Genomic DNA, 18,294 nt, shown 5'->3' on the forward strand with positions numbered 1-18,294 from the left:
AGTAATGACTATAAAACTAACGCTCTAATCATCATTTCTTCTACCCCTACACCCTTACACCCCCACACCCTTACACCCTAAAACCAGGGTTTTAGGAACAAAACGTAAAAAACCTACACCTGTCAGCTGCCCCCCTGCCCCTCTGCTTCTCTGCTCCCGCGTCTCCCCAATAGGCTAATAATAAATATGGAAGCAACGTTTAATATTTGTATTTGACGGCAATGGATAATAATCTAGCGCTTGTGTATCTTTCAATTTTGGTGGGTCTGCTCATATTTGCAGTTGTGACTGTTTTTCGACAGATTTTCAAAACTCGCAGACGGGAAAACTCACTGTCACGATTGCGAAAGAAGTTGGATAAAGAAAAAGGTACGGCACAAGAATATTACGAGTTAGCTAGTATTTATTCTGAGAAAAAAGTGTTTTCCCAAGCGATCGCGCTGTTTCAAAAAGCTCTGAAAGCTGCTGAAGAAGAAGGAGAAGAAAGTATCGCCCCGATTTACAATGGTCTGGGATATGCTTACTTTGCCCAAGAGCAATATGACTTAGCGATTCGGCAGTATAAAGAAGCTCTAAAAGCTAAACCTGATTACGTGACAGCACTGAATAATCTCGGTCACGCCTACGAGCGGAAAAAATTAAATGCTCAGGCGTTACAAAGTTACGAAGAAGCGCTCAAATTCGCTCCCAAGAACACCACTGCCAAACGCCGTGCTGAATCTTTACGACGCTTGGTTTCTGCATAACTCCTGAAGCGTTACTGAATGTATGCTGTTCGGCTGCTGTAACGAAGTTTGAAGCTGTTTGTCAATAGGCAACTATTCAAAAATCTCTGTTGAAAGCAGCCCTTCAGCTACTTTAGTGACAGCACCTGTCATTGTTACCAAAAAATCATTGCTAATCTCTATTGCAATTTGTCCCCCCGGCATATGAACCACAATTGAGGAATCACACAAACCCAAGCGATGAGCCACAGCCGCTGCTGCACTGCTACTACTACCAGATGCTAAAGTGTAGCCTGCTCCCCTTTCCCAAATCTGAATCTGGATATTCCCTCGATCGAGAACTTTCATAAACTGAACATTTGTGCGGTTGGGAAAATAAGGATGAACTTCTAACTGAGAGCCATACTTCTTCACTATTTCTGGCGTGACTTCACTTATTTGTACAACACAATGTGGATTACCGATTGTGGCTGCACAAAAAGTAAAGGTTTTATTGTCAATTGTTATGCTCTCTTCAAGAACTTCTCTGGAATGTCCCGCAACAGGAATCTTGTCACTCTGGAAGCTAACATAACCCATTTCTACTCGAACGCTTTGCCCTGACTTGGTGACACACGCTTTCACTCGTCCGCCAACAGTCTCAATATCAAACTCTGCATCTTTAACAAGTTTTCTATCCCACAAGTAGCGAGAAAATATCCTCAGTCCATTACCGCTCTTTTCTGCCTCGCTACCGTCGGGATTAAAAATGCGTAATCCAAATCTCGCATCTTTGGATGGTAGCGGGCCAAACAAAATTCCATCTGAGCCAATTCCAAAATTTCGGTGACAAATCCGCTGAATTTTTTCTGGAGTTAATTCAAAAGCTAAGTCTTCAGGAGCGATGACTAAATAATCGTTTCCGAGAGCATGATACTTAGAATATTTCATTTGGGACAGTATGAAAAGTTGCAGAAATCTCTATCATCCAGAGTTGAGATACTAATACAGATAACCCAATTGGCTCACCAATCAACAATGCTGGTAAACTAATTTGGTATTATTCTCGAAATCTATCGGTTTCTTGGTTGGTGCCGAGAAATAAATAACTGTAGATTCTTGTCAACATGTAAAGGATGATTAAAAGGCTACAGTTTTTTAGTTTAGTTATTACAATTATTTTTGTCATTTCCCTCTCTCTAGGATTGATGGGAAGATTGTCTGCTCAACAGCCTGACGTTTCCCATCCTCTGAATTCCTTAACTGAGGTAGAAATTAAAACAGCCGTTTCAGTAGTTAAAAAAGCAAAATCTTTAAGCGAAATGGCAGTGTTTCCAGTTATTGCCTTACAAGAACCAGATAAAAACGAAGTTCTTAATTTTACACCTGGGAAACCATTTCAGCGCCAAGCTTTTTTAGTTGTCTACGATCGCTCGCAAAATAAAACCTATGAGGGAGTCGTTGACTTAAAAACTCAGACCCTCAGTTCTTGGAAACACATACCCTCAGCTCAACCTGCGATCGTTGCTTCAGAATATGAACTGGCAACACAGGCAATTAAAGCCGATCCCCGATGGCAAGCAGCAATGCAAAAGCGGGGAATTACAGATTTTGAGCGAGTTAAAATCAGTTGCTGGGCACCAGGAATCTTGAGTACACAAGAAGAAACAGCAGGTAAGCGTCTTTGTCGGGGTTTATCTTATTATCAAGGCGAACGCTGGAATTATTACGGCAGTCCGATTGAAGGTGTACTGGCAACGGTTAATTTAAACACAGGTAAAGTCACCAGTTTTGTAGATAGAGGAATTGTTCCTTTTTCTCAAGAAAACTGGAATTACGATTTGCAGTCTTTGGGCAAATTACTTTCACCTCCCAAAGCATTGAAGATTCTGCAACCCCAAGGTGCGAGTTTCCGCGTTAATGGCAATGAAATTAGCTGGCAAGGTTGGCAGTTTCGCTATCTCATGCATCCCCGCAGTGGATTAATGCTGTACCAAGTAACCTACAACGACGGGCAAAATGTCCGACCAGTGTTATACCGCGCTAGCCTATCGGAGATGGTAGTACCTTACGGCGATCCCGATGCCACTTGGTCGTTTAGGAATGCCTTCGATGTTGGCGAATACAACTTTGGTTTGCTAGCAAACACGATGGAGTTAGGTAAGGAAATTCCCGAAAACGGCCTGTTGCTGGATACGGTATTTGCTAACGAGCAGGGAGAACCTTATGCAATGCCAGGAGTTATCGCTATTTATGAGAGAGATAACGGCATACTCTGGAAGCACTATGATTACAATACTCAACGTAATGATGTGCGTCGCAACCGCGAATTAGTGATGACGACGATCGCAGCGATTGACAATTATGATTACAGCATTAATTGGATTTTTCACCAAGATGGAACTTTGGAAGTAGAAAACGAATTAATGGGTATTGTCCTGGCGCAGGGAACAGCTGCCGAAAAACAATCAGAGGATGATTCCTATGGTCGCCTGATGGCAAAAAATATCTTTGGCGTGAATCACCAGCACTTTTTCAACTACCGCCTAGATTTTGATGTCGATGGTCAGGCTAATTCCGTGATGGAAATGAATGTGCAAGGCCTGCCAATGAATGAGAAAAATCCTTTTGGAAATGCGATCGCAGTAGAAGAAACTCTATTAACAAAAGAAACGGCTGCTGTACGCGACTTGGACATCAAACACAGTCGAGAATGGATGATTGTCAGTACAGAAAACAAAAATGCTTTAGGGGCTGCATCTGGATATATGCTGATGCCAGGAAGCAACTCAACATTTCTCCCTGTGGAAGGTGCAAAAATTAGACAAAGAGCTGAATTTGCCACTCACCATGTCTGGGTCACGAAATATCAACCCAGTGAACTCTACGCTGGCGGCGATTATCCTAACCAAACTCAGCCCGGACAAGGTTTACCAAAATATATCTCAGACGATGAATCTTTGATGGGTGAAGATATCGTGCTGTGGTACACAATGGGCGTTACCCATGTACCCCGACCAGAAGATTGGCCTGTGATGCCAACTCACCGAGTTGGGTTTAAGCTAGTACCTAGAGGATTCTTTAACCGCAATCCAGCGATTAATTTATCAGAGTAAAAGATTACTTTTCTAAAGTTTCCTTCGTTCGGTTTTTCGTAATCTGTAGACCTGCAACTTGAATGCTGATAACCTTATCATAGGTCAAATACTGGCAGTTTTTAAAATAGGATACCTAATGAACTTTCCAGAAATTAATATTCCCGGTAATGGCAAACTGCACGCTCGTTTAATTACTTCCTTGGGTGAAATTGTAGTTAGTTTGGAGGAAGAGCGAACCCCCAACACCGTCAAAAATTTTGTAGGTCTAGCAACCGGGACAATCGACTGGAAAGACCCTAAGACTGGTCAATCTATGAAGGGCACTCCTGCCTACGATGGGATTCGCTTTCACCGAGTCATCCCTAGTTTTATGATTCAGTGTGGCGATCCCCTGAGTCGTTATCTGGATACAGCCAACCGTTGGGGTACTGGTGGCCCGGGATATCAATTTGAAGATGAGTTTCATCCGGAATTGAAACACTCTAGTGCGGGTATCCTCTCGATGGCAAATGCAGGACGCAATACTAATGGTTCGCAATGGTTCATTACAGAAGAACCAACCCCTCATCTTAACAACAAACACAGTGTTTTTGGTAAAGTTGTCCAAGGTATAGATGTAGTCAACCGTATCGCCAATGTACCTACGACTAGAGATCGTCCGCATCAAGAGGTAGTGTTAGAAAAAGTAGAAATTTTTCGACAGTAACTAACACCTTTCTAGGTTAATTTATACTCACTCGAATGAACTAATGGCGCTAAGTTTATTTGTTTCCTTGTTACCAAGCTCGTTTATTAGTAATTTTTGGAAGTTGCGCCTTCTTTACTGATGATATAGACAGTCCTTGGTATAGCTAAGGACTGCTTATATTTTGATCGTGCAGAACACCCATCAAAGGCGATCGCATTCAGACTTGAAAACAAATCTGCCGAAAAATTAAGATTTATTTAAAAAAAACAACAGCAATGTTGTTAAAGTCAGAAGCTAGATTCCAATTGGGGACGAGGTTTGGGCGATCGCACTCTAGACAAAACTTGCAAAATCCCTCACTTCATAAGGGCTACAAGTTTTGCGACAATCAAAAACGATTTAATTAATCATCAAGCACTCATAGTCCACCGCTTATTGGACTCTGTGTTATTTCAGTTGAAAAGGGAGAACACCAGATGAAATTGGCTTACTGGATGTATGCAGGGCCAGCCCACATCGGCACACTGCGGATCGCCAGTTCGTTTAAAAACGTTCATGCGATCATGCACGCCCCACTCGGCGATGACTACTTTAACGTCATGCGCTCCATGCTATCGCGGGAAAGGAACTTCACACCAGTAACAACCAGTGTGGTTGACCGCAACGTTTTAGCACGCGGTTCCCAAGAGAAGGTGGTAGACAACATCACCCGTAAGGATGCTGAAGAACACCCAGACTTGATTGTGTTAACTCCCACCTGCACCTCTAGCATTCTGCAAGAAGACTTGCACAACTTTGTGGAACGGGCACAGTTGGAGGCAAAAGGGGACGTGATGCTGGCGGATGTAAACCACTACCGCTACAACGAACTGCAAGCTGCCGATCGCACCCTAAATCAAATTGTCCAATTCTACATTGAGAAAGCCCGTAAGAAAGGCGAACTGCCAGCAGGCAAAACCGAAAACCCCTCCGTCAACATTATCGGTCTTTCCACCCTTGGTTTCCACAACCAGCACGACTGCACCGAACTGAAGCGGCTGATGGCTGATTTGGGAATTGAGGTGAATACCATCATTCCTGAAGGCGCTGCGGTAAACGATTTGAAGAAGATGCCGAAAGCTTGGTTTAACCTAGTACCTTACCGCGAACTCGGTTTAACTACAGCTCGTTACCTAGAAGCAGAATTCGGTACACCCTACGTAGATATCACCCCGATGGGTGTTGTGGAAACTGCTCGTTGTATCCGCAAAATTCAGCAGGTGATTAATGCCCAAGGCGCTGATGTTGACTATGAAGAATTCATCAACGAGCAAACCTTGTATGTCTCTCAAGCTGCTTGGTTCTCTCGTTCCATTGACTGTCAGAACTTGACTGGTAAAAAAGCTGTGGTGTTTGGTGACAACACTCACGCTGCCGCCATCACCAAGATTCTGACACGAGAAATGGGGATTCACGTTGTTTGGGCTGGAACTTATTGCAAGTATGATGCAGACTGGTTCCGCGAACAAGTCAGCGAATACTGCGATGAAGTGCTAATTAGCGAAGACCACGGCGAAATTGGGGATGCGATCGCCCGCGTTGAACCCTCCGCCATCTTCGGTACTCAAATGGAACGCCACGTTGGTAAGCGCTTGGATATCCCTTGCGGTGTAATTGCTGCACCTATTCACGTGCAAAACTTCCCCATTGGTTACAAACCATTCTTGGGTTACGAAGGTACAAATCAAATTACAGATTTGATCTACAATTCCTTCACTTTGGGAATGGAAGATCATCTGTTAGAAATATTTGGTGGTCACGATACCAAAGAAGTAATTACTAAAGGAATTTCTGCTGATTCTGACCTCAATTGGACTAAAGATGGTCAAGCAGAATTGAACAAAATTCCTGGATTTGTGCGTGGTAAAGTGAAGCGCAATACCGAGAAATTTGCTCGCGATCGTGGTTTTAAAGAAATCAACGCTGAGGTGTTGTACGCTGCCAAGGAAGCTGTAGGCGCTTAGTTTAGCGATTATTTGAGAAGAGTGGGTAGTGAGAAGTAAGTTTACTTGTCACTACTCACTCTTAAGTTTTCGCTACATTCTATACTTAGACTCACCTTGTTTTGAGACTTGATTTAGGTTCAAGGCTAGCTGGACACATAATTTTATATCTTTTATAAGCCAAAGTACGGTTATTACTACCCTGAATTCTTTACTTTTCTTTATTTTTTATAGTAAAAATATACTTTGCATGAGTTATAATCGCACAAACGTATTTAAGATAACTATGTAGCGTCTGTCTTTATTATTCAGAACTCTGCATAATTGCTAATAGATAGATGGATGATATTGTAGAAAATCATTGATGCTGAAATAGTTACTGATGCAGATTACGAAATAGCTACTGCAATACATGAGGCTAAAAAAGCTACGCCTAATAAAAATTTGGTTTTGAAGTCAATAGAAAAAGCTAAAAACCTATTGAGTAAGAGTGCTGGTGCTGTTGAGTTTGTCACAGCACTTATAAATCTGATTACAGCAGGAATAATGTTATTCTAAGTCTTTTGGTTAGACTGAACAGTGTAACTCATAGTCCCTATCCTATCTTTCAGAATAGGCTTTTTTTTCACTTTTGAATAGGTATGGCTTTACAGATAATTTTAGTTACTTTTATTACATTGCTGAAAGAACGCTCACGCCTCCAACTAGTCAAGCTATTATGTTATGTAAAGCCGACAGCATTAGGAAATCTCTCACCATGTCCAATCAGACAAACTTGACTGATGCTCGTAAAAACCTAGCCGAACTCTGCACTCAAGTAGTTGAAGATAGAGAAGTGGTAATTATTACCCGACAAGAAGGCGAAAGCGTCGCCCTAATTGCTATTGATGAACTAGATAGTTTACTAGAAACATCTCATTTACTTCGTTCACCTAAAAATGCAGCTCGTCTGTTAACTGCTTTGGAAAGAGCAAAAGCTAGAACTTTAAAATCTCAAAGTATTAACGAATTACGTCAGGAGTTGGGTATTGACGAAGAAGAAGAAAAAAGATGAAACCCAACCCCAAGAAAATAAAGTTCGAGATGCTGTATTTCATCCAGAATTTCGGGAAGACCTCGTTTATTGGGTTAAAACAAACCGCAAAACTGTGCTTCGTGCTTTTGACTTGATTGAATTGATTATGCGAGATCCTTTTACAGGGATTGGCAAACCTGAACCACTGAAATACTTAGATTCCGATGCATGGTCACGGCGACTTACTCAGGAACATCGTGTTGTATACCTAGTAAGTGATGACCGGATTGATTTTCTCCAAGCTCGATATCACTACTGAAATAGCAGCTATCTACTCTTTTTATGTTAGCTGTCAGTTGTCAGTTCAATATTTACCACTGACTACTGACCATTGAACAATGACTTATTTAATAATCTACTCCCCGTTTCAGTTCTACACCTTGATTGGCATAGTGTTTGTGGCAGTAAACTTCAGAGTGAACACTAGCCAAGTCAAAGTAAGCTGGTTGATTTTGGCAGCGACCAGTAATAATAATTTCGGTGTCGCGGGGTTTGCGAAGTAAAGCTTGGACAATGGGTTCTACGGGAAGTAGTTCTAAGTCAACGGTGGGATTGAGTTCGTCAAGGATGATGGTTTTGTAAAGTCCAGAAGCGATCGCAGTTTTGGCAATTTCCCAACCGCGTTCGGCTTCGACATAATCTAATTCTTGCCGGGAATTACGCCAGACGATCGCATCTCGACCGCAACGTTGATGATCCACCACTTCTGGATATGACTGCTGTAAAGCCGCGATCGCTGCATCTTCTGTGTAGCCACTACCACCTTTGAGCCACTGCATAATCAACACGCGTGTAGAACCAGGATGATTTATTCCCCTACCTATGGCCTGCAAAGCCTTACCCAAAGCGCTGGTAGACTTACCCTTACCTGCACCAGTATAAATTTCAATCCCCTTAATAAACAATGCTTTAGCTGTTGGGTGATCTTGGGGTTTCATTTCCGAGTGCAGATCTGCAATATCCAGCAACTTGTGTGGTGCAGCGCGTCCTGTGGCAATGATTTCCAATTCCTGGGGTTTGGATTTTAATGTTTGTACGACCTCATCTACTGGTAGCAAACCCAAATCTAGAACGGGGTTAATTTCGTCTAAGACAACAACCGAATATAAACCAGAGGCGATCGCACCCTTAGCCACATCCCAACCTCGCGCTGCTTCAGCTCGGTCGAAGACAGTAATTTCCTCCGGCCCAAAAAATTCTGCTCTCCCAGTACGAACTTGGTCGATTAAATGAGGAAAACCGCGCTGTAATGCGGCAATTGCCCCATCTTCGTCATAATCACGTTCTGGCCCTTTTAAAAACCGCAGTAGTAAAACTCGGTTGGAATTGGTTGGTGTATTTATCCCCAAGCCAATCGAGCGCAAAACCACTCCCAAAGCCGCTTGCGATTTTCCTTTTCCCGCACCATCGTAAACGTGAATTTGACCTATGAGCCTTTCAGAACGCACTTGTGCCGTGCGAATACCGATGCCGTTCCTTGTCATTATCTCGAAATGCTGTAACGTCGCAGTTCTTAATCTTACCTAACCTCTTGCATCACCAGCTAAAGATGAGTGCATTATGAGTGCTGAGTCAGGAGTTAGTTGTCAGTTGTCAGAAGGCAATAGGCAGAAGGCAGAAGGCAGAAGTAAAGAATTATCTCCCTTGTCTTCCTTGTCCCCGCGTCTTCCCTACTCCCCTGCTCCTTGTCCCTCTATCCTCTTGCGCCCATATTAATCAGGATAAATAGGGGGTATACTGGCATACCAAGATGGCATGTGCATGAAAAATGATATACAGCGGATTTCAAGGAGCGTGAAGTACACAACCTAGCTTTCAAAGCCAGGTACAAAGAGTGTTTTACTTCTGAATTGTGAATTCAGAATCCTGAATTCTGCTGTAAGTGCCCTTATCATACTCATTATCATAGCTATACTCTCTAAAGTTAACCCTACTATTGACGCTTTATGTTTGAAAATTTGGCTATTCCTCGAATTTGGCCTCTTGGCGCAATTTTGTTTAATTTCTTATTTTTACTGATTGCCATTCCCATAGAAGCCTATATTTTCAATAGAAGATTACAATTTGATAAAAAAACTAGCACTTTTTATGCCATCTCTGTAAATCTCTTTTCCGGCGCGATTGGTTGGACTATATTTTTTCTCTTAGAACCTGCGTTACCAGCAACATTTAAATCAGAATTAATTAGTTTCGTATTTTTTAATAACTTCAAATCACCTAACACACAAAGTCTTTTAATTTTAGCTGCTGTTATAATTTTCTTTACAACTATTATTTTAAAATTCTTCCTTTTACAAATGTTCGTATTTTTATTAACAACAGAAGGAAGTAAGAAGGAAGAAGAAGTAGAAATACCTAAGCGCTTACGATGGCGATTTGCCAATAAGGTAAGATTTCAAAGTACAAATTTAGTTACTACTACACTAATAGCGAATGCACTGAGCTACAGTGCTATTACCTTTATTTTGTTGATTCGTAATAGATAGAATTAACTGCCTTGAAATGAATTCAGTATGAATAATGATGAGTTGAGGAGTTTGAGGTGTAATTATGGGTTCATTAATCAAAGATTTATTTGGTTTATTCGGAATTGTTGATGCTATTTATAAACGACTTAAAGAGATATTCATTCCAAAGCAAGCATATTCTTGGCAGACATTTATTTATCTGAGTATATACTCTTGGGGTCTTTCATATTTTGCTATAGGTTATATACAAGATATTATTGCCTTCTTTGGTTGGTTATTTTTAATTGCTGGTACTGCTTGGTATACCACTGAAGATCCTTTAAGAGTTCCTGGTACTTTTATGCCAGTAGGTGCAGTGATAACCGGATTCTTAGTCAGTGTTTTTGCATTTGGAAATCAAGAGGATGGAATTACATCAAACACAATCGTTCTTTGGCCGACAATTTCAGCATTAATTACAGCAATTCCAGAATTTTTTGAAGGCACTGGTACTGATTCAAAAGCTCAAATACCTAAACCAGAAGTTCGCCAAAAGATAACAATTTTAGTCGCTAGTTGCATGGTGTTAAGTTGCTGGCTTCAGTTTTACTTCGTGATGGACAATTGGTTAAAAGAATATCCCAGTTTGTTAGCAGACGATTTTAAGCGCAGTACTTTTGTACTCAGTACGGAAAAAGCAGAACCAGTACCAACAAATGGCCTTGTAATCTTAGATAGACTTCAACCTTTAGTAGAACAAGAAATTGGTGAAAGACCTTGGTCAGAAGTCGAGAGATGGTTGTTAGATGCGAAAAAGCGGGTAGGAAATTTGGGTCAGCAAGTAATAGACAAAAATCTTGCACAATATGAAGAGAAAGAATTATGGCGTGTTGAACCGCGTGTAGTAAACACTAAATCTGGGTACATATTAGATTTGTTGAGTATTTGGACAGGCCCGAGTTCTAACCCACGTGGCTATTATTTGAAGAAATCTTGTCGAATTGAACCGGTTGCAATATCTGTGAGAAACCGCAACACAAACACTAATCAATTAGATGACAAAAACACAGTTGCAGAAATTGAATGCGATCGCTTGAGTAAATTAATTGCTGGGGCACCGCCACCTCAGCAATGATGGAGAGCAGGAGGAGATGGGGGGACACGGGGACGGGGAGACGCGGGGACAAGGAAGACAAGGAAGATAAGGGAGATAATTCTTCACTTCTGCCTATTGCCATCTGACAACTGACAACTAACAACTAACCAATGACTATTAGCAGAATTTTTGTAATTGCCAAAAATGTATTTCAGGAAGTGGTACGCGATCGCATCCTGTATATTATCGGTTTATATATTCTCATACTTGCTGTTGCTATCCGGGTGCTGCCTGAATTTGCTGCCTCAACTCAAAACAAAATATTTTTGGACTTTGGTATGGTAGCAATGAGTGTAATTACCTTGATTGTTGCCGTCTTTGTTGGTACGGGACTCATTAATAAAGAAATTGAGAAACGCACTATTTTGGTGTTAATTGCTAAACCCATCAGCCACAGTGAAATTATCACTGGCAAGTTCTTGGGTTTATCAGCTGTGCTGGCTGTACTTGTCACCAGCATGACAGTAATTGACTTGATATTTTTACAATTTGGTAATATTCCTCATCCTACAGCCAGTATTTTAGTTGCCGCAGTTTTTTTATTTTTACAGTTATCTTTAATTACCGCTGTAGCTATTACTTTTGGTGTCTTTACGAGTTCTCTGTTGGCTGTCATTTTAACATTTGCAGTGTACTTGATGGGGAACATTACTCAAGATTTAGTACAACTTGGTCGTTTGAGCCGCAACCCTGCTATCCAAAGTGTTACTCAAATCTTGTATCTTATTTTGCCAGATTTATCTCGATTAGATTTAAAAAATGATGCTGTTTATGGTTTACAAGCACTGCCTGATTTTACAGCTCTGATTCTTAATTTAGGTTATAGCTTAATTTACAGTGTCATGCTCTTAGCGATCGCTGTTTTTATCTTCTCACGACGCGAGTTTTAAATATTAATCAGTTGTCATTGGTCAGTTGTCAGTAGCTATGAACTATAGCAATCCTCTTTGATTCGTGCAAAAAAAGAGACATGCCAGAGGTTTTTCACAACTCAATTAGGACTGCTATGTATTAACTCTTAACAACTAACAACTGACAACTAACAAGTGACTATTATTCAAAAATAACTATCTGAGGAGCGTGAATTTTACCATCAGGCATGATAGTATTCCGCAGCTTTGCATACATCATTTTTGTTTGGCAAAGGTTAGCCTTTCTCAAATTGGTTTTTGTTAAGTTTGCCCATGTAAGGTCTGCACCAGTTAAGTTAACCTCAGTTAAATTAGCTTCGAGTAGTATTGCCCCACATAGCTTTGCTCCCGCGAGATTGGCTTTAACTAAATTGGCTTCAATCAAAGATGCTTCTATTAATGTGGCTGCACTCAAGTCTGCTTCACTTAAGTCTGCATCACACAAAGAAGCTCCCCAAAGTTTACTACCACTGCACTGCGATCGCCACAACAAAGCTCTACACAAATTTGTATTGGTTAAATCAGCATTAGTCAAATTTGCTTCTGATAAAGAAGCTTCATATAAATTAGCTTTGCACAAACTAGCTTGCATTAAATTTGCTCCACTGAGGTTAGCAGCAGTTAGAACAGAACCAGATAAATTGGCTCCTTGTAAATCTGCTCCTATCAAGTTAAGACCACTTAAATCAACTGCTCTTAGGTCGATCCCACTCAAGTCACATCTACTGAAATCTCTACGCTGACAAAATTTATCTTTGATTTGATTCAGTATTAATTCTTGTTTGTCAGCATAATTTCTCATGGTATTTACCTCAAAGTGTAAATAAGCGCAAAGGTCAATTGTGACAGTTACTGTATATTGAGATTACACCGCAAAAGTTAATCAATTACAGCAAAAATCAGCAAGAAATTTGGAAAAAATCATGAAGTTACGGAAAATACGCTTGCCAAGGAGTTGGCATAACAAAAAACACTGACATAAGTCAGGAAAAATTGATAATGTAAAAGGATGTTATTGTTAAGAGTTAATACTTGATATACAGCAAATTTCAAGGAGCCTGAAGTACACAAACTAAATCTCAAAGCTAGATATAAAGCTTGTTTTACTTCTGCATTTTGACTCTTGAATTTTGAATTATGCTGTAAATTGCATCGCTTGCCATAGCAGCCATCAATAATTTTGTGAAATCTTTCTTTTTTTATCGAACACTTCAAAAAAAGAAATCTTTGACCAACCCCTATCCGTAGGAGGATTTATTTAGCTCCCAAGTTAGATTAAAAGAAAACGTGGATTTATGTGTGTAAGATAGGCTAAATTTTGGGCAAAATCCTGCTGAATTAAAAAAGGCAGTCATCTGTCACCAGTTCCTATTTTCAAGCTAGACGGTTATGTGAAAAATCACACAACGAGGGCATGAAAATCTCTTTCTCCTATACCTCCATATCCTTACACCCCTACACCCATTTTCAAGACAGTTTTAGTTCTTGGTCAAAATAATCTCATTCAGTTTGTGTAAACCGATAAGATGCAATATCAGAAAAAGTCCAATAATCACTTGGATGACTGGCAAGTAGAGATCGCTGAATGCCAACAGAAGCAGAAGTGCTGGCGCGATATTGTTCTCCAAAGGCTCACCTTCCATGTAGAAAACTCTCCCTTGGCGGTAATTGAGTGGGATCGAGACTTTTGTATATCTCGCTGGTCACGAGAAGCTGAGCGAATTTTTGGCTGGCAAGCTGAGGAAGTTATCGCTAAGAAGTTTAATGACTGGCAGTTTATCGTGTCGGAAGATGTAGAGTTTGTCACTGACGTAGTTAGACGTTTATCTAGCGGTGATGAAACGCAGGTTGTTGCCCGAAACCGCAACTATGCTAAGGATGGTTCTGTTGTCTACTGCGAGTGGTATAATTCAGCCTTATTTGATGAATCAGGCAAGTTAATTTCTGTACTTTCCCGGGTACTAGATGTGACTGAACGCAAATCCATAGAAGCTGAATTACGGAAAAGTGAAGAACGATTTCGTCAGTTGGCAGATGCATCTCCTAACCTAATATGGATGTCTGACACCAATCAGCTTTGTTATTACTTCAATAAGCCCTGGCTGGAGTTTACGGGTCGGACAATGGAACAAGAAATAGGTAATGGTTGGGTACAAGGAGTGCATCCTGATGATTTACAGCGCTGTTGTGATAGCCATAGAGATGCGTTTAACGCCCGTCAAGACTATAGAATGGAGTACCAACTCAAACGTTTTGATGGCGAGTATCGTTGGATTTTAGATATAGGAGTGCCGCATTTCACATCAGAAGGTACTTTTATGGGTTACATCGCCTCATGTATTGATATTCACGATCGCAAACAAGCAGAAGCAGAACGAGAACAAATGCTCGCGCGATCGCGGCAATATGCCAGTCAGCTACATGGCTTGACTGAAGCCGCTATGGCAATTAATTCCGAACTATCCATCGAAGAACTTATACGAGTAATTACAGAGCAAGCGCGTGCCATTGTTGGCGCACACCAATCCTTTACCAGCATGACAATCGATGGCAACTGGGCACACGCCATCAGTTCAATTTCCCTGTCAGATAAATATGCTGCGTGGCAAAATTATCATGAAGAGCCAGATGGTTCGGGTATTTACGCTTGCGTCTCCCAAATGAATCGCCCTATGCGGATGACCCAAGCCGAACTCGAAGCCCATCCTCGGTGGCGAGAGTTTGACAAAGCAGCTGACAAGCATCCACCAATGCGCGGATGGTTAGCTGCACCCTTGATTGGGCGAGATGGTCACAATATGGGGCTAATTCAGTTATCGGATAAATACCAGGGTGAGTTTACTGAAGAAGACGAAGCTATTATTGTACAGTTAGCTCAGATGGCATCGATCGCCATTGAAAACACCCGACTGTACGAAGCCGAACAACAGGCACGTACTGAAGCTGAAGAGGCAAACTGCATCAAAGACCAGTTTCTTGCCGTCCTTTCCCACGAATTGCGATCGCCGCTGAATCCGATTTTGGGTTGGTCTAAGCTACTCCAAAGCCGTAAAATCGATCCATCAAAGACAGCAGCAGCCTTGTCAACAATAGAGCGAAATGCTCGTTTACAAGCTCAACTAATTGAAGACTTACTAGATATCTCACGCATTCTTCAAGGTAAACTGACATTAAATATTGATACAGTCAATCTAGTATCCACGATTTCCGCTGCAATGGAGACGGTACGTTTAGCAGTGGAAGCAAAATCCATCGATTTGCGATTTGCGATTTTAGATTTGGAATTAGAAAATACTAATGGAAATTTAGAATCTATCGAGTTTAACAAGTTATCTAACAATCTAAAATCTCCAATCCCAAATTCAAAATACCTAGTGATGGGCGACTCTAACCGCTTGCAGCAAGTCGTCTGGAATTTGCTTTCTAATGCTGTGAAGTTCACACCCCCAGGTGGACGAGTAGAAGTGCAATTGTCAGTGGTCAATGGTGAGACAGCGCTGCGGGAGGGTTTCCCTCCGCAGGCGACTGCGAACCCGAAGGGTCAAGAAAAACAACTGACTACTGACACCTATGTCCAAATCCGAGTCATCGATACAGGTAAAGGGATTAACCCTAACTTTTTACCCCATGTGTTTGATTACTTCCGGCAAGCAGATAGCGCTACCACTAGAAAATTTGGTGGATTAGGTTTAGGACTGGCAATTGTGCGACAAGTAGTAGAACTCCACGGAGGCGCAGTTCTGGTAGAAAGTCCAGGTGAGGGACAGGGCGCGACATTTACAGTGCAGTTGCCACTATTGCAGACAAAAGTAACAGCAACAGAGAGCGAGAAAGACCAACAAGTAGAATCTGGATTGGGTAATCTTCGAGGAATCAGAATACTTGTTGTAGATGATGAAGATGATTCTCGCGACTTCATTAGCTTTGTGCTGCAAGAGGAAGGAGCGGAAGTTACATCAGTGTCATCGGCTATTGAAGCCCTACAAGCTTTACCTAACTCAAAACCAGATGTACTGTTGAGCGATATTGGTATGCCTGAAATGGATGGCTACATGCTGATTCGTCAAGTGAGAACTTGGCAGCCAGAAGAAGGTGGACAAATTCCGGCGATCGCTCTGACTGCCTATGCAGGAGAGTATAATCAGCAACAAGCCTTCAACGCAGGCTTTCAAATGCACGTCTCCAAACCAGCAGAACCAACGGAGTTAGTTGCAGCAGTTACTAGACTGGCAAAAAAGTGAATAGTCATTCGTCATTAGTAAAGTAATTTTCTCTCCATGCTCCTCTACCCTTCAAGACCTTAGTGGTTAATCGCTTCCGGGTGTATGCACTTGCACCACTTGTCAATTAGTGGGGTTTTGCAGTTTAGTATTTGTATCGACTTGCATTGTGAATGCATCGGCTTGCATTGTGAATGCATCGGCTTGCATTGTGAATGCATCGACTCACATTGTGAATGCATCGACTCACATTGTGAGTGCATCGGCTTGCATTGTGAATGCATCGGGTTGCATTGTGAATGCATCGGCTCACTTGGGGAGCATCCCACTTTTTTGCATGTCATTGCGAGCGTTCGCGGTAGCGTCTCCGCCAGGAGAAGCGAAGCAATCGCCAAATCCTCCAACTACGAGACGCTACACGAACGCAATGACAGCTATTCTCTCATTAAAAATAAAAACTGGGATGTACCCGCTCACTTGTTAATGTATCGACTTACATTGTGAATGTATCGGCTTACTAAGTTTTATCTTTAAAATCCAGAATTATATCAAGTCCGGCTAATTAGTTATAATTCCTGAATCTATGCAGAAAGCCAAAAAACCCTCCTCTTTGCACCTCTGCTCCTCTGCGGTCTTAATGATAAGTCTTTAACCGGATACGATATTACTCACTTGCCTCATTCCCAGGAAATTTCCCAGTCCGCTCCAATTCCAACAACAAACGTTTTCGCCAAAGTCCACCCCCATATCCTGTTAACTGCCCATCTTTACCGATGACACGGTGACACGGAATAAGAATATTAATCCGATTCATGCCATTTGCTCTAGCCACGGCACGAACCGCAGTTGGTTGACCAATCTGATGAGCTTGCTCATCATAGGAAATTGTTTTTCCATAGGGAATGCGTTGTAGTTCCGACCAAACCCGTTCCTGAAACGCAGTGCCGTGAACCACTAGAGGAACTGTAAATTTAGTGAGTTTGCCTGTGAAATAGTCACAAAGCTCATCGCGCAGGTGTTCAATCTGATTGTTTGTCACAGGTAAGACCGGATAACCAAAACGCTTACAAATTTCAGCGTAGTTATGCTCTAGCATTCGTCGGTCTGTGTATTCGATAAGACAAATTCCCTGAGAAACTGCACCGACTAACAAAACTCCTAGAGGTGTTTCTAAAATTTGCGTTGCAATGTAGTCTTCGTTTTGGCTTTGTCCTGGCGACACTCCAAAGGTTTTGCTAAATGCTTCTCTAAAGCCACTGTGAGATTCGTAGCCATTGGCAAAGACCACATCATCAAGTTCTGCCCCTTCACGAATTCGAGTGAAGGCATCCGCCAGTCGCCGTCCCCGACACCACTCTGCAAAAGTCATCCCATAATGCTCGCGAAACCATCGCCTTACCCGTTCTGGGGTAATTCCGAGCGATCGCAACTCTGCTGATGTAATTTTTGCATTTGGTGTAGCTTCTAAGCGTTGCATCAGCGACATTACCCAATCAGGTAGCGCTCCGTACACTTCTGTAGGGTGACATCGTTTGCATGGGCGATAACCCGCAAACACAGCATCTCGAATTGTGGTAAAAAACTCGATATTTTCCGGTTTGGGGCGAGATGGGCAAGAAGGACGGCAAAAAATGCCAGTAGTGCGAACCGCTACAAAAAACACACCGTCATAACTTGCGTCCTTACGATAGAACGCTTGCTCCATTTCAGTAGGGGATGGTGAGAGTTGCAAATTCATATGCACAGGTGCGATCGTCAATTCCATGTAGCCTATTCTTGCAAGCTCCAGAATAGCTGTCCACCGAAAAAACGATATTTGAGTGCTGAGTTAGGAGTTTTATCTCTCCTGTGTCCCTCTGCCCTCTTACTCCTCCCTGACAGGTGTAGGTTTTTTACGTTTTGTTCCTAAAACCCTGGTTTTAGGGTGTAAGGGTGTGGGGGTGTAAGGGTGTAGGGGTAGAAGAAATGATGATTAGAGCGTTAGTTTTATAGTCATTACTCATTGCTTGATTA

General features: G+C 41.8%; 14 protein-coding genes. 10 read left to right on the plus strand and 4 right to left on the minus strand.

Translation table 11 applies throughout. The features are described 5' to 3' along the window. Nucleotides 1-221: 221 nt before the first annotated feature. On the plus strand, nt 222-746 hold the full coding sequence (locus tag RMY31_RS26330) for a tetratricopeptide repeat protein (RefSeq protein WP_322660703.1): 525 nt from the start codon (nt 222-224) through the stop codon (nt 744-746). Nucleotides 747-818: 72 nt separating this feature from the next. Here RMY31_RS26330 and dapF read toward each other — a convergent pair whose 3' ends face one another. Beyond that, a complete protein-coding gene (dapF, locus tag RMY31_RS26335; RefSeq protein ID WP_322660705.1) occupies nt 819-1,655 on the minus strand; it encodes a diaminopimelate epimerase in 837 nt (278 codons plus the stop codon). A 185-nt stretch (nt 1,656-1,840) separates the two neighbouring features. Here dapF and RMY31_RS26340 point away from each other — a divergent pair, with 185 nt between their 5' ends. The 5 genes from RMY31_RS26340 (at nt 1,841) to RMY31_RS26360 (ending at nt 7,806) form a co-directional block, all read left to right on the plus strand. Then, nucleotides 1,841-3,820, plus strand: coding sequence for a primary-amine oxidase (locus tag RMY31_RS26340; RefSeq protein WP_322660707.1), 1,980 nt, complete (start codon nt 1,841-1,843; stop codon nt 3,818-3,820). Between the two features lie 118 nt (nt 3,821-3,938). Beyond that, nucleotides 3,939-4,508, plus strand: coding sequence for a peptidylprolyl isomerase (locus RMY31_RS26345; protein WP_322660710.1), 570 nt, complete (start codon nt 3,939-3,941; stop codon nt 4,506-4,508). A gap of 458 nt (nt 4,509-4,966) precedes the next feature. Continuing rightward, the gene (gene bchB, locus RMY31_RS26350) at nt 4,967-6,493 is read left to right on the plus strand and encodes a ferredoxin:protochlorophyllide reductase (ATP-dependent) subunit B (RefSeq protein ID WP_322660711.1); all 1,527 of its coding nucleotides are present in this window, start codon (nt 4,967-4,969) and stop codon (nt 6,491-6,493) included. Between the two features lie 736 nt (nt 6,494-7,229). Next, nucleotides 7,230-7,526, plus strand: a complete 297-nt coding sequence (locus tag RMY31_RS26355; protein WP_322660713.1) for a type II toxin-antitoxin system prevent-host-death family antitoxin — start codon at nt 7,230-7,232, stop codon at nt 7,524-7,526. Then, nucleotides 7,501-7,806: a Txe/YoeB family addiction module toxin gene (locus RMY31_RS26360; protein ID WP_322660715.1), complete on the plus strand. Its 306-nt coding sequence runs from the start codon at nt 7,501-7,503 to the stop codon at nt 7,804-7,806. The genes RMY31_RS26355 and RMY31_RS26360 overlap by 26 nt, the downstream gene beginning before the upstream one ends. Nucleotides 7,807-7,894: 88 nt before the next feature. Here RMY31_RS26360 and RMY31_RS26365 read toward each other — a convergent pair whose 3' ends face one another. Further along, nucleotides 7,895-9,031: a cob(I)yrinic acid a,c-diamide adenosyltransferase gene (locus tag RMY31_RS26365; RefSeq protein WP_322660717.1), complete on the minus strand. Its 1,137-nt coding sequence runs from the start codon at nt 9,029-9,031 to the stop codon at nt 7,895-7,897. A 462-nt stretch (nt 9,032-9,493) separates the two neighbouring features. On the opposite strand from RMY31_RS26365, the gene fraC reads away from it, so the two are divergent. From fraC to RMY31_RS26380, 3 genes are all read left to right on the plus strand, one after another. Next, nucleotides 9,494-10,033: a filament integrity protein FraC gene (gene fraC, locus RMY31_RS26370; RefSeq protein WP_322660720.1), complete on the plus strand. Its 540-nt coding sequence runs from the start codon at nt 9,494-9,496 to the stop codon at nt 10,031-10,033. 64 nt (nt 10,034-10,097) lie between these two features. Continuing rightward, complete coding sequence (fraD, locus tag RMY31_RS26375) at nt 10,098-11,129, plus strand: septal junction protein FraD (protein ID WP_322660722.1); 1,032 nt, start codon at nt 10,098-10,100, stop codon at nt 11,127-11,129. 131 nt (nt 11,130-11,260) lie between these two features. Then, a complete protein-coding gene (locus RMY31_RS26380) occupies nt 11,261-12,040 on the plus strand; it encodes an ABC transporter permease (RefSeq protein WP_322660724.1) in 780 nt (259 codons plus the stop codon). A 163-nt stretch (nt 12,041-12,203) separates the two neighbouring features. Here RMY31_RS26380 and RMY31_RS26385 read toward each other — a convergent pair whose 3' ends face one another. Beyond that, nucleotides 12,204-12,863 carry a pentapeptide repeat-containing protein gene (locus RMY31_RS26385; RefSeq protein WP_322660726.1) on the minus strand — a complete coding sequence of 220 codons (660 nt, stop codon included), beginning with the start codon at nt 12,861-12,863 and terminating at the stop codon, nt 12,204-12,206. Between the two features lie 724 nt (nt 12,864-13,587). Here RMY31_RS26385 and RMY31_RS26390 point away from each other — a divergent pair. Next, a complete protein-coding gene (locus tag RMY31_RS26390) occupies nt 13,588-16,302 on the plus strand; it encodes a PAS domain S-box protein (protein WP_322660728.1) in 2,715 nt (904 codons plus the stop codon). 643 nt (nt 16,303-16,945) lie between these two features. Here RMY31_RS26390 and RMY31_RS26395 read toward each other — a convergent pair. After that, the gene (locus RMY31_RS26395) at nt 16,946-18,046 is read right to left on the minus strand and encodes a methylated-DNA--[protein]-cysteine S-methyltransferase (protein ID WP_322660730.1); all 1,101 of its coding nucleotides are present in this window, start codon (nt 18,044-18,046) and stop codon (nt 16,946-16,948) included. Nucleotides 18,047-18,294: the final 248 nt, after the last annotated feature.

It is taken from the genome of Dendronalium sp. ChiSLP03b (assembly GCF_034531165.2).
In the GTDB taxonomy this organism is placed as follows: Bacteria; Cyanobacteriota; Cyanobacteriia; order Cyanobacteriales; family Nostocaceae; genus Dendronalium; species Dendronalium minutum.